The sequence below is a fragment of the Thermogemmatispora carboxidivorans genome (assembly GCF_000702505.1).
GTDB classification, from domain to species: Bacteria; Chloroflexota; Ktedonobacteria; order Ktedonobacterales; family Ktedonobacteraceae; genus Thermogemmatispora; species Thermogemmatispora carboxidivorans.
On the sequence record NZ_JNIM01000001.1, the window covers coordinates 733,470 to 747,229 of the forward strand.

Below are 13,760 nucleotides of genomic sequence, written 5' to 3' on the forward strand. Positions count from 1 at the left end.
TCTGCTGGGAGGACTGCTTCGTCTGGCGCTGGTTCTGCTCAGGAGGAGGGTTCTGCTGGTTGATGTTGCAGCAGGTCGAGCGTGGCACCACACTCGCTGAGGATGCCTGTGGCCTCGCGCTGATAGTTGAGGGCCTCGCTCTGGCGTCTGGGGCTGTGTTGTAAGAGCAGCTGGGCATAGGTGATCAGGGTACGGGCGTAGTGCAGTCGCATGCCGCGTTCCTGGAAGATGCGCAGGGCCTCCTCAAGATGGTGCTCTGCCTGTGGGTGGACCTCACTGGTTTCTGTGTGGACAGAGATACGGCCTAGCAAGGCCAGGGCCTCCCCCTGGATGATCGTCATGTTGGTGCGGCGCGCCTGGTCGAGAATGGCCTGAGCCTGAGACTGCGCGCGGCCTGCTTCCCCAAGGAGGAGGTTGACCTCGGCCAGGGTCAGTTTTCCCTGGGCTTCGACGTCTGCGGTGATCCCTGATTGGGCTGAGGCCAGCCGCAGTGCGGCCCGGGCTCGTTGAAGCAGTCGTTGCTGAAGTTGTTGGCCCTGGGCTCGTTGCTCTGGCTCGAAGACCCCTTCTCGGGAGAGGCTGGCCTGCAGTAGGCGTGCCTGGCTCAGGCGCAGACGGGCCAGGGCGACCAGGGCCGAGCTGATGCAGGGACTGCTTTTAATGGTGCGTCCGATGGTTAGCGCTTGATAGAGGGCCTGGCCGGCCTCACTCAGCTGACCGCGAGCCTGCAGGACACCAGCCAGGTAGCCGTTCCAGTAGCTGAGGTAGACCTGGTCTTTCCCTTGCTCGCCCTGGGCAATGGCTTGCCTGAGATAGCGCTCGGCGTCGTTGAGGTCGCCTGTGCGTTCGGCGAGAATGCCCAGGTTGCTGAAGACAACGGCCATCAATGGCAGGTCGCCTACCTCGTCTGCCAGCTCTAGTGAGCGACGACAGTAGGCCAGAGCGTCTGTATGGTTAGCGCGGTAAAGAAGCACATGTCCGATATTGCAGCAAATATGGGCAATTTCTCGCTTATGGCCGAGTTCTTCGGCGAGTTGGAGGGCGACTTGCAGGTGGTGCAGGGCCTGCTCGTGGCGACCGGTGTTGATCTCCAGGGTACTTAAGAAGCGGTGGGTGCGGGCTAGACCGATGGGGTCGCCGCTGATCAGGGGGGTAGCGGGTCGTGTTGCTTGGAGAGTCGGCTTCTCCTCGGCGTTGGCTGGGATTGAGGAGGGTGCGCTACCGGTGCGCGTCTGGAAGCTGTGAGTGTAGAGGGCTTCAAAGAGGCGCAGAGCCTCCTGTCCCTCCTGGCGTGCCTCGCCGTAGCGGCCTTCGTCATTGTAGATGTAGCCTCGCAGGTAGCGCAGGGTGGCCCAGGCCATTCCTCCTTCAATGCCTGCTGTGCGCAATCTGGTGGCGGCCCGGTCGCAGTAGTCGTGGGCGCGGGCGAAGTCGCTCATATAGAACCAGGTGCGGCCAATCTCGGTGAGCAGGCGCGCTTCAAGTTGCGTTTGATAGGGCGGGTCGCTTGGGGTGTGTGTCCGGCCTTCCTGTGCAACATCAAAGGCACGCTGATAGAGCTGGCAAGCCTCGGCGTAATGTCCCTGGATACGGATGCACTCGGCCAGTCTCCCCAGGAGATAGGCGCGGCGGTCATAAGGGAGGGCCTGGGGGCTCCTGGTGGGCGTGGTGGGGTCGCTGACCTGGGGAAAGTGTTCGACGGCGATCCGATAGAGGCGGGCCGCCTCGGTATAAGCTGAAAGGGCGTAGGCGGCTTCTGCTGCCAGCGAGGCGTAGTGGATAATCTGCTCGGGCGGGCCGCCGCCGGCGACCAGGTGATAGGTGATCATGGCGGCGCCCTTCTCTTCGTGGCCTCTGTAGAGCTGGCGCAGGGTCTCGGCGGCGCGTCGATGGAGTAGGACGCGCTTCATGCCCGACATGCTCTCGTAGAGATGGCTCGCCAGCAAAGGATGCCAGAAGTGGTAGCTGATATGGCTGCCGCTGCTGGTCTCGCTCAGGACGCCGGCTTGCAGGGCCTCGTCTAGCAGGTCGAGGACGCGCTCTTCGTCGAAGGGCTGGGGATCGGCGGCTTCCAGGGCGCAGAGGGCTTCGAACTCGAAGGAGCCGCCGAGAATGGAGGCGTCGCTGAGCAGGCGGCGGCAGTGGCGACTGAGCCGGGTGAGGCGCATATCGAGCACGGCGGTGATGGTCTCGGGCAGGTGCTGCAGGCTTGCCTGAAAGCTGCTTTCGGTAGGAGAGAGCAACTGCATTTCAATGCTGCGAGCCAGTTCCTCGGCAAAGAAGGGGTTGCCAGCGGCGTGCGACTGAATGAAGCGCAGGGCTGCCGGGGGCATGTGGCTGACGATCTGGGCAATTTGTTCATCGGTGAGTGGTGGCAGGTCCAGGGTGATGACGCCGTGTTCGCGCTGCAGGTGGGCAATGAGCGTCTGGAGGACGGTATTGGCGGCCAGGTCGCTATCGCGGCAGGTGCCGATGAAGAGCACCGGGTGGCCGGCGAGGCGGCGCACCAGGTAGCCGAGCAGTTCACAGCTGCTGGCGTCGGCCCAGTGCAGGTCGTCCAGCACGAGCAGGAGGGGGATGTGTCTGCTGATGCGCGTCAGCAGTTCTTGCAAAGCCTCTTTGAGGCGCTGTTGTTCCTGCTCTGGTGGTAGTGGTGGGGGCGGCGGCAGGATCTCGTAGAGTTCGGGCAGGATAGCCCCGAGCGGGGCATACAGTTCGGGATGCTGTTGAATCTCCTGGGTAAACCAGAAGTCTTGCCCGGTAATGCTTCGCAGTGGTTCAATCCAGAGGCGGTACGGGATGGCGCTTTCTTGCTCGTAGACGCGGCTCCAGATGACGGTCCACTGGCGTTGCAGGGCCTCGCGGCTGAGTTCTTCGGCCAGACGAGTTTTGCCAAGGCCGGGGGCTGCGACCAGGACGGCGTACTGAGGTTGGCGTTGGGTCGCCAGGGGCAACGTTGCGGTGGCCCCGTTGCGGGTGGGACCAGTCCCGCTGGCTGCGGGGGTCAGCCGCTCCAGGGCGGTTGTAGCGAGCTGCTCGGTGGTGATGAGGAGTTGCCGTAAGCGGGTCAGCTCCTGATCGCGTCCGACCAGGGGGCTGCGGTGGGTGCGCCCAATCTGAGGAGAAGAAGAGGTGGAAACACTCTCTCGGGAGGTGGCTGGCTGGCTCGGTTGAGGAGCAGGCTCAGGCAGGGGACGAGAGAGCGAATGGTTGGCGCAGATAGCCTGGTAGAGGGTCTGAAGGGCCTCGGAGGGGGTTCCTTCATGTGAAGAAAGGAACTGCTGGTAGAGGCGGATGGCCTCGCTGCGGCGGCGTAGGGCTGCCAGGCAGTACATTGTCAAGGAGAGCGCTTCGTCATCGTTGGGGTTGTAGGCTAAGAGGCGTTCGAGCAGTGGCAATGCGCCAGTGAGGTTATCTCGGGAGAGGCGCAGATCGACCAGGGTCAGCAGGGCCTGGCGCCAGCTCCTGCACAGGGTTTCGCGTCTTCTGGCAAGCTGGGCGGGATAAGGCGGTACAGTCCAGCCGGAGAGCAGGTCCCCTTTGTAGAGGCGCAGGGCTTCGTCCAGCAGGCTTTCGCGGAGCAGCTCGTCGCTGCAGCGCGCGGCCTGGTCAAGCAGCTCCTCGAAGGCGTCGGCGTCAATCCACAGGGTTTGCTGGCCGGCAAGGCTGAGCGTCTCCTCGCTTTCTTGAAGGAGTGTGGGGGCTGTGGCTAAGGCGCTGGCGCTGGTGAGCCAGTAGCGCAGGTTGGAGATGGCGCGTTCGAGGCGGCGGGTAGCCTCGGCAGGTGGCAGGTCAGGCCAGAGGATGGTCAGGGCTTGATGACGCGAGAGCTGACGCTCTGGACTGGAGGTCAGGAGGGCCAGGAGGGCGCGCCCGGCAAGCTGGAGGGTGGGGCGTCCGCCACGTCGGCTGGTTCGCTGTTCTTCGATGGAGCGTTCCAGACGTAGGCTGCCAAGCAGGTAGAGGCGTCGCAGCGAGGGCTGCGCTGGCTGACCGGCCACAATCTCTTGTTGCTCGATCTGGGTCAGTGCCTCTGGTGGCAGGGTGCGGCCAATATAGGTACGTGTGGTCTGGCCGCCCTCGCTGCGATAAGCGTACCAGTAAGGTCCGTGCCCGCGCCCTGCGCGACATTTTTTACACTGTGGTTTGCCACAAAAACTGTACTGACGATAGTAGGTGACCTTACTGTTCATCGCGCGCACTCCTTGCCGCTACGCAGGCTTGCTGCTGGGGAGCTGATCGCAGAGGCTGCTAGGAAGGGCCTGGCCTGCGTGCGTCGCACTGTTGTTGCTGGTGCGTCTAGGGGCCACTGGGCGGCCCACAGGCTCTTGCTCCTGGCGAGGGCCAGACAATGGCTGAGTGGCTGCGCTGGTCCCGACGGGTCCTGGAGAGCTGCCCCTGCCCTGGGCAGCCCTGGCGCCTTCGTAGGGAGAGGGTGATGGTTGACGATGTGGGGCAGCTGCTGTAGCTGGCTGCTTGCTGGCAAAGTGGGACGATCCCCGGCCTGTGCTGCTCTCGTTTGGGAGAGCGCTCTCTTTCTGTGCTCCGGTGCTGGTCTGGTGAGCTGGGCAGGAGAGCACCGGAGTGCTGCAGGCATTGCGAAGCCGTGGCGCTGGTTCCTGAACGGATCATCTGGCGCCGTCGTTGCTACAGGCATGCGCTCTGCTGCTCCCTCGTCAACTGACCTGGCTGACGTGGCTTGGGCACCCTCTGGGGCCATCGCAGGTGTGAAGCGGAGCCGTTGTCTGACCTCTGGCCAGGCCGACCTGTTCTCATTCGTCTAGCATGCTAAGTCTGCCCGCTAATCTTTAGCAGGACTGCTGTAATCCCTTGGCAGCCGCGGGACCAAGGTTTGGGAAGAGACCTGCACCTGCCAGACCTCTTTCTCTCCTCTGAATCCCAAGAAGGCCGCACTGTGAAATGTAGGTAGTCACAGCTAAGATTACCCGATAAATATCGGTGCTTCAACCTGACCGCCAATTGCGACCGCTGGCGAGCAGGGCGGGAGGTCGAGCGGCTCATGCGAGCGACCGGCGTTTCTTATTATAGCTTATGAGAGGCGATCTGTCAGGTAATGCTCGCTCTATGGTGGCAAGGGGCACCTGCCAGGGATTGCGGCCCGGCTCTGGTTGAGGTTCAGGGCCGTGGGGAGGTGCAGTAGTCAGGAGAAGGGGAATGGGAGACAAAAGGTGGGTCGGTCAGCGCTGCGGCTTCGAGGGGTTCAGACCGGGGGAGGCTGACCGACCCGTTCTATCGACAGGCGGGCCAGGCAGGTGCAGCCGGTGTGTCAGTGGACCGACATGGAACTACGGGAGGTGGCCGTAGCCCGTGGCCACTGGTTGTGGCACCCTGCCGGGGGCCTGAGCTGGCTCGCCATGTCTGCAATCACGATGAAGGGTGCGCCGATTAGTCGAAGTGAGACATCAGACGCTTCCTTTCTCAGGGACGTTACTCTGAGAGGGACGAGGGCGATCGGATCGGTTAAGTGATCTTGACCTGGTCGCATCCTCGCCCGCTCAGGCAAGGGTTGTGTCGTTTGCCCGTGTGGGCTATGTATGGATGGCTCTGGCCAATGCGGCCCGTAGAGGGCGGCGCTGCCAGGACGGCTGGAGCGACGGGCGCTGTTGCAGCCTCTGAGTGGCTGGGTGGTACCACGTGGCGCTCTGCGTCGCTCGCCGTCGCCGCCCCATCTCCAGGACCACTGCCAGCAGCAGGACCAGCAAGCTTCAAGCAAGGCAGCTCTTTAACAATGGTGCGCTGTACGTTCGCTGGCGGCCTGGTCAGGTGGCTCTCCCAGCTCGGAGAGCCGTCAGGCGATTAGGGGCTGCCGTGCCACTGGTAGTGAGGTACAACACTCAAGATATGGGTGAGGGCCTGGTGCTCGATCAGCGCCACGGCGCTCAGGGCGGCGGCTACAAGGAGCGCCAACAGGATAATGAGTGTTACCAGTTGCTTCTTGCTGAGAGCGATATGCATTGTGTTCCTCCTCGGCGGCGTGTACGGTTGACCGAAAAACAGGACGACTGGTCTTAGTGTCTGAATAGAAAAGGCTGAGGCTGACTCTATACTCTAAGGTTTTGGTCTGGGCTGGCTCACCTCCGACTTCGAGCAGCGGGCGCTTTGGATAGGCCTGGCCGCTGGCTACCACTATCGTGTCTCTTACAGGGCACTCTCAGTTTTGTTATCTGTATCGTACCCTATCTTGGGGTGAAGAAGCCCAGAGTTTTTACCTGTGTGGAGGGGCAAATAACATAGTGGATGGAAGAGGGACATATCAGAACTCCTGGATGTACGAGAGACGCTCTGCTGCTCTTCAGCATTGCCGGATGTGGGCGCGCAGCCTGCTAGCTGGACTCAAAGGTGAATGAAGCCAAGGTTGCAGGGCTAACTGCGGCGCTCGCCGCCACGGAACGATTCCAGCAGGTGATGGGTGGCTTCGTAAGCAAGCTTATCCTGACAATCTCTGAAGAGCACCAGGGCATCTCTAAGCTGGGGGAGGAATTTGGCCTTTGATAACCTGACATTTTTAGATGAAACAAGTAGAGATAGAAAGTATATCGAATGGCTGTACTCTATTTTTAAGCCCTTATTGTGCAGAGTACTTAGAGCCTGGTTGATCTGACGCTCTGCCTGCGCTCCTGCCCCTTGCGCCAGGAGGATAGTCCCTTGTAAAAACTGAGCCTTTGTAAACTCCAGGACTCGCTCATGGGCGTTCAGCGTGGCCAGCAACTCGCTCGTGAGCTTATGGGCCTGTTCTAACTCGTTGAACAGAAGGAGGACCTGAGCCAGTGCCAGCTTCCCCTCTACGAGGGTTTCGGATTCCAATTGCTCCAAAGTCAGAGCGCGCTCGAGAATCTGGCGAGCGCGCTTCAGACAATGCCTCGCCCTCCCAGCCGGGCTTTCACGACCAGGGGGCTGGTGGGCCTCTGCTGGCCTGCGCGCCAGCTCGTACATGGCCTGGGTCAGACGCATGGTGCCCAAGGCGACGAGCGCGAAGCCAAGGCAAGGCTGCAGATTAAGAGAGACGGCTGCGGAGAGTGCCTTTCTCATGCTCCGGGCTGCCTCCTGGCTCTGCATTTGCCGCTGCAAGATCGTGGCTAGAAAGGCGTTCCAGAAGCAGAAATATATCTTATCACTGACCTTCTCAGCCATCTTCAAGCTGCTCTTGTGCTCTCTCGCGGCCAGGTCGAGGTCCCCCAGTCTGGCGGCTAAGAGGCCCAAGTTGCTGGTAATCACGGCCTGCAACAGGGTATCCCCCAGCCTTTCTGCCAGCATCAAAGCCCGGCGGAAAGCCGCCTGGGCCGCTGGTAGTTGGGCTATGCTCAGATGGGCGTGGCCGATGTTGCAGCAGGCTGCAGCTATATCCCTATAGCGATTATATTGCTCAAATATCGTAAGAGCCATTTTCAGATGATAGAGGGCCTCTCTCGTCTGCCCAACGCTGTTGAGAATTGATCCTAGCAAACGGTGGGTAAGAGCGATGTCGACTTGGTCTCCCATCAGGCTCGTGTTAATATTGGTCTGCCTGAGTGGTTTGTCTAAAGGGAGCCTGATAGATGCCCGCTCCAGGTTCTGCTCGAACAGCTGCAGGGCACGATTGGCCTCCCGCAGAGCCAGCTGGTAATCACCGACTTGCCATGCAATATAGCCGCGTTCGCGGTGAATACTGGCCCAGGCGGGGCTCTTCTCGATGTGGAGCTGTTGAAGGATCTGGGCGCTGCGCTCGCAGCAGTTGAGTGCCTGAGCGTTATCGTTGGCATCGTACCAGGTCCAGCCGATCTCGACCCAGATCATTGCCTGATACTGGGCCTCGTAGAGGGCCTCCTCCGGGCTGCTCGGCTGGCGCTCATAATTGCGCACCTCGAGCAGGCGCTCATAAAAGTGGCGGGCCTCCTCCGGTTTACTTTGCACCCGCAGCGAATAGGCCAGCAGCTCGTACAGGTCTGCCAGATTCAGGCGCTCCTCCTGGCTCCAGGCGGCCAGCGGACGCCCCTGCGACGCCTGCAAATACTGGATCGCCAGGCGATAATAATGCTCGGCCTCCCCATAGGACGACAGCGCGTAAGCATGATCCCCCGCCAGTTCCGCATAGCGCCTGATCAGCGCCGCCTCGCCGCCGCCCTTCACCAAATGCTGCGTAATCGTCGCTGCTCCTTCCGCCTCGCGTCCCTCATACTTCTGCTTCAGCACCAGGGCGGCCCGCCGGTGCAGACTCGTCCGCCGCGCTCCCGACAATCGCTGGTAGAGATGCAGGCCGAGCAGCGGATGCCAGAAATGATAACTGATACGGGTCCCAGCCCCTTCCTCAACAAGGACACCCTCGCGCAGTGCCTCCTCCAATAGATCAAGTAGTTTAGATTCATCGATATTACTACCGCCCAACTGCTCTAGCTGCAACACCTCCCCGAACTCGAAAGCCCCCTCCAGGACCGAGGCATTGCTCAACAAACGCTGGCAAGCCGAGCTCAGACGCTGCAAACGCAGATCGAGCACCGCCGCAATCGTCTCAGGCAGCGGCAGCGCCCGCCCGAGCTCCTGCTTGTGACCGCCGTTCCCCTTGCCGATCAGCAACTGCTCTACCAGCTCCGGGCCTGTGCCGGCCAGCGTTCGCGCCAGCTCCTCAGCAAAGAACGGATTACCGCCAGCCTGCTTCTGAATATAGTGGACTAGCGGCTCAGGCAAATGGGCTACCAGCGAGGCGATCTGCTCCTCGCTCAGCGGCGCGATTTCCAGCCGCAGAGCCACCTGCTCGCGCTGCAGATGAGGCAGCAGCAGCCGCAGCGGATGCTCCTCCGGCAGCTCCGTATCGCGATAAGTGGCGATGATCATAATGGCCCGCTGCTGCAAATGGCGCACCAGGTAGGCCAATAGCTCGCAGCTACTGGGATCGGTCCAGTGCATATCATCCAGCACGATCAGCAGGGGAGTGCGCTCGCTGATCATCGTCAGCAAGTCCAGAGTGGCCTCCCAAAGGCGGCGCTGCTCGTCCTCGGGGGACAGGGGGCTGGCAAACTCAACATGGGGCAAAGCGTTCAACTCGGGGAGAAGAATACTCAAAGGCTGATAGAGCAAGGGGCGGTGACTAATCTCCTGAATCTGCCAGAAACCGCGGCTCTGAGCATTGCGCAGCACCTCTGTCCAGGGCCGGTAAGGGACGCTGCTCTCCTGAGCATAGACCCGGCTCCAGGCGATGGCCCAACCGCGCTGCTGCGCCTCTCGTCCCACCTCCTCGGCCAGGCGCGTCTTACCGATCCCCGCCTCACCGGCCAGCAAAACGCACTGCGGTTGGCGAGGCTGATCGAAAGGAGAAATCAAGGCTCGCCGACGATTTCCAAGACGGACGCGGCGCTGCTGCTCGCAGGTATGCATCACCGTACGCAACGTCTCCAGCTCCTCCTCGCGACCCACCAGCGGGCTCTGATGCTGGCGCCCAACCTGCACCTGTGAGCGCCCGTCGCGCCCCTCCTGGCTGCGGCCCTCCACATCCGGCAACGATGTCAGAGGCACCGGCGGCAACCCCTTGACACTCACCGAGCCGCGGCGCACCTCCTCATAGAGCCGGCGCGTCTCAGCCAATGGCTCAATATCATGGGTTCGCCGTAGCGCCTCGACCAGGCGATGGTAGACACGCATCGCCTCAGCCCGCCGTCCCCGGGCCGTCAAAGCAATAATCAAGCGCTGCACCGCGGCCTCATTCGTATCATCGGCGGCAAGCAGACGGTCCATCGGCTCGATCACCGCCGCATAGGCCTCGCGGGCCAGACGCAGATCAGCCAGCTCCAGCAGGGCCCCCATCCAATGACGGCGCAGCATATCGCGTCGCGTCACCACCCACGGCACATCAGACATCTCCGGCAGCAAATCATTTGCATAAAGAGCGACCGCCTCCTCAAGCAGATGCTCCCGCTCAGAGGCCGTACGCTGCTCCTCGTGGGCCTGCGCCAGCAACAGCTCAAACGCATCGCTATCCGTCCAGATCTCATGCTGATCAGCCAGGATCAGCCCCTCATGCTCAGTGCGCAGCAGGTGGGAAGTTGAAGCACGTGGAAGCGAAGGCTCCAAAATACGGCGCAGCGAATGCACCGTTCGATCAAGCCGGGCCGCGGCGGTCTCAGGATCAAGATTTGGCCAGAGCGCTTCCATAATCTGCTCGCGGCCCAGCTTACGCCCCGCGCTGAGGAGCAAAAGAGCAAAGAGCTGGCGTGGACGCTGATGGTTCCAACGAGCATCTTCCACCATTTGCCAGTTACGTCCCACACGGCGCTCAAGCTCAAAGCGACCTAGCATCGAGACGCGGAGCACGGCGGGATCATCGTCCTGGGCGGGCCGCCCGGCGATCCAGGTCTGGATCTGCTCAGGCTGAACATCGGGAGGTAAGGCCTTCCCAATATAGGTGCGCGTCGTACGGCCATTCACTGTCTTGTAGGCATACCAGTAGGGGCCGTGTCCAATGCCCGTGTTACATTTGCGACAGCGCGGCTTGCCGCAGAAGCTGATTTGTTGATGGTAGGTCACTTTTGTGCTCATGTGATGATCCCCTGATAGCGGTTCCTACCTGTCTGCGAACTGCACTGTGCTGGAGATGAGGGATAGGCTGAGCTGCGCAAAGGGAGCCTACCGGGACGCTTTAATTAACTCCCTCATTATACCTTATACCCCATTATGCGCAAGCTGGCAGCAGGAGCGGGTCAAAAGGATAGCGCCCCTCTCTCATGCTCTTCGCCTGGCAACGCTAGCGCCCACCATGCAAGAAGCCTGCTGCCAGCGCCTGGCAAGCAGCTCCCGGCCCGTTGACAGCCTGGCGGAGAGGACAGCTGATTGACCCTGATTCGTGACCAACCCTCGGACCGCTGTGAGGCTTCTCCAGCGCAGTTCCCCAACAACAACCCTGGTGCCGGCGCCAACCAATGACCACCCAACGGCCAGCAGGGACCCACGAACGCATCGCGCTTTACATAAGACTGGTATAAGACAGGACCAGGTCGAATCTTCTACCGAAACCAGCTTCCGTGGCGGGTGCAACCCGCTGCTTATCTGACCGGGAGCAGAAGCCTGGGGCATGAATCAAGCAACTCAAGGGCCTGTATCGCCCCATTGCAAGGTATACATCTTGCGATTCTGAGACGCCTGTCGAAAGAAGTCGAGCCATCTACTCCTGTACGCAGGGACCTCAGCAGGCACCCCATTGCGCCCGCTTCCTGCTGGCCTGCGCTGTCTTCCCAAGAAGACAGCGCAGCGGCACCCTACCAGGAAGAGAGTGAGGAGGTAGGGGAAACCTCTGATCGGTATACTGCCCAGTGTCAGTGAAATCCTCGTCTGTCCTTGTGTTCTTCTGCGCACCTGCGCAGGTTAACGAGGGAGGAAGACAGCCCATGTGCGAGAGCGAGGTTGCACGGCTGCGATCGCAGATCGAGCGAGAACTAGAGGCCATGCAGCGAGGTCTTTACGGCCTGGCTCTGGGGACCGCTCGCCATGAGTTCATCCGGCGGCGCATGGATCATCTTGGACGCTATCAGCAGCGACTCGCAGGTCAGGTAGGCGAGGAGCAGGCCATGCAACTGATGTATACCCTCTACGTCCAGGTAGTGGGCTAGCAGAGGCAAGCGCTCGCATGAGCGAGGAGGCGTAGACGCTGACTATGAAAGAGCAGCTGCCATCGGAGTACGAGACGCCTCTGTTGGCGCACCTGCAGGCTCTCCCAGGGTTGGTAAAAAGACAACTGTCCGGGCGCGGCAGATCCCCTTTGCGCCGCTGGCAGCGCAATTTGCCGCTGCGCCTGGAGGTCGGCACGGCCTGGCACCAGGGTGAGGGCCGCCGCCTTGGCCCCAACGGAGATCGCTTAATCGCCCTGCAAGGAAGCTGTATTTGCAATGAACGCCTGCTTCCCATTGGCCTCTTCGTAGTGGCCGACGGCCTGGGCCTGGGCGATCGCGCCTACGATTTAGAAGCAAGCAACCTGGCCATCCAGACCCTCTTGCATTTCGTCCTTCTGGGCCTGACAGGCTCTCGCCCCCTGAGCGAGGAACAGCTGCCGAAATTGCTCGTCGAAGGCATCAGACGCGCGAACCAGGCCGTCTATCTGCGTAGCATAGAAGCATGTGCATACATGGTCACAACGCTGACGGCGGCCCTCGTAGTCGAGCTGACAGCCTATATTGCCAACGTAGGCAACAGCCGGGCCTATCGTTATCGAGAGCGCGAGGGACTGCTCCAGATTACGCGCGACCACTCGCTGGCGGCGCGCATGGTTGAGACCAGCGTCATCACGCCAGAAGAAGCCCAACGTCATCCCGAGCGCCGGCAGCTCTACCGAGGGCTTGGCAGCAAAGCCACCGTTGACGTCGATTGCTTCAAACTTAGCCTTCAGATCGACGATCGCTTACTGCTCTGCTCTGATGGGCTATGGGAGGTCATTCCCGATGCCCAGCTCTTAGAGATCCTCTCTCTGCCCGGCCTCTCCTCGGCAGAGATCTGCGATCGGCTAGTGGCCACGGCCCTCGACAGTGGTGGACTTGACAACATTAGCGCGGTTTCCGTGCACATAGCGCCAATAACCGCCTGATTCCTGCGGAAATAGCACAAGCTCAATCCTTACAACATATTTCTCGAAACAGATCAAGAGAGGAGCGTATCTATGGTCAGTGTATTGCCTAAACCCACTTCCGCCTGCGTTGTCATCGGAGCTGGACCAGCTGACGATGAAGAATGGCGCCTGCAATCGCGGCGCATTGAGCGAGCCTTCCCCGGAATTACGGATGACAAGACATCACTGCAGTCTGAGCAAGACATTCTCTGCCTGCGCGATTCTCGTCAGATGTACAAGCGCGAGATTGGGCGCACGCGCCAGCTCTCTGTCGAAGAGGTGACAGCGCTGGCCCGGCAGATGGAGCGTGCCCGTGAGGAGCGCAAGAAGGCTCATCCTGATCCCTACATTCTTGCCCAGGGGGAAGAAGCCAAGCGGCAGCTCATCGAGTCCAACCTGCGCCTGGTTGTCAGCATCGCGCGCCGGTACGTGGGTCTGGGAATGGACCTGATGGATTTGGTACAGGAAGGCAACATTGGCCTCATTCACGCCATCGAGAAATTTGACTATCGTCGGGGCTACAAATTTAGCACCTATGCCACCTGGTGGATCAAGCGCGCCATGTCGCATGCCCTGGCCAAGCAAGCCCACACCATTCGGGTGCCGCTCTACAAGCGCGAAGAGCTGAAGCGTCTGACCCAGGTGCGCCAGCGTTTGCAGCAGGACCTTGAGCGTGACCCCACGACCGAGGACCTGGCGGAGGAGCTAGATCTCTCGGAGCGGCAGGTTATTGCCCTCTTGCAGGCTAGCGAAGAGACCCTCAGTCTCGACTCGCCGGCTACCAGCTCTGAGGATGAGATCCCCTTCAGGGACACCATTGAAGACGACGTCGCCTACTCGCCTGAGCAGGTCGTCATTCGCCAGATGCTGGAAACGCACATCAAGGAGATGTTGCAGAGTCTCAGTCCCAACGAGCGGCGCATCCTCTGTCTGCGCTATGGTCTTCAGGGAGCCCGTGAGCACTCCCTGAAGGAGGTTGGGCGCAAGCTGGGAGTCACACATGAAGCCATCAGGCAGGCCGAAGCCAAGGCCCTGCGCAAGCTGGCGGAACCTTGCCGCCAGCGGATGCTCGAAGAATTCCTTGTGCCCTAACGGAGCGGGGATATGGTCGATCGCTGGTGTCCTGGTCGGGAGACAGGAAGAGCGCTGGAGCGCTGTCCCTCTCCTGGCCAGGCCG

General features: G+C 61.0%; 6 protein-coding genes. 3 read left to right on the plus strand and 3 right to left on the minus strand.

What is annotated here, in order from left to right; all coding sequences use genetic code 11:
• Positions 1-38 precede the first annotated feature (38 nt).
• The 3 genes from N688_RS02840 to N688_RS02845 form a co-directional block, all read right to left on the minus strand.
• The gene (locus tag N688_RS02840) at positions 39-4,193 is read right to left on the minus strand and encodes a DUF6788 family protein (RefSeq protein WP_052887874.1); all 4,155 of its coding nucleotides are present in this window, start codon (positions 4,191-4,193) and stop codon (positions 39-41) included.
• 1,624 nt (positions 4,194-5,817) lie between these two features.
• Complete coding sequence (locus N688_RS22625; RefSeq protein ID WP_156025267.1) at positions 5,818-5,976, minus strand: hypothetical protein; 159 nt, start codon at positions 5,974-5,976, stop codon at positions 5,818-5,820.
• Between the two features lie 408 nt (positions 5,977-6,384).
• Positions 6,385-10,527, minus strand: coding sequence for a DUF6788 family protein (locus N688_RS02845; protein WP_052887875.1), 4,143 nt, complete (start codon positions 10,525-10,527; stop codon positions 6,385-6,387).
• Positions 10,528-11,372: 845 nt separating this feature from the next.
• On the opposite strand from N688_RS02845, the gene N688_RS02850 reads away from it, so the two are divergent.
• The 3 genes from N688_RS02850 (at position 11,373) to N688_RS02860 (ending at position 13,675) form a co-directional block, all read left to right on the plus strand.
• On the plus strand, positions 11,373-11,594 hold the full coding sequence (locus tag N688_RS02850) for a hypothetical protein (protein ID WP_052887876.1): 222 nt from the start codon (positions 11,373-11,375) through the stop codon (positions 11,592-11,594).
• 44 nt (positions 11,595-11,638) lie between these two features.
• Positions 11,639-12,562 (plus strand): PP2C family protein-serine/threonine phosphatase, encoded by a 924-nt coding sequence (locus N688_RS02855; protein WP_052887877.1) that lies wholly within the window; start codon positions 11,639-11,641, stop codon positions 12,560-12,562.
• A 72-nt stretch (positions 12,563-12,634) separates the two neighbouring features.
• The gene (locus N688_RS02860; protein WP_052887878.1) at positions 12,635-13,675 is read left to right on the plus strand and encodes a sigma-70 family RNA polymerase sigma factor; all 1,041 of its coding nucleotides are present in this window, start codon (positions 12,635-12,637) and stop codon (positions 13,673-13,675) included.
• Positions 13,676-13,760 lie beyond the last annotated feature (85 nt).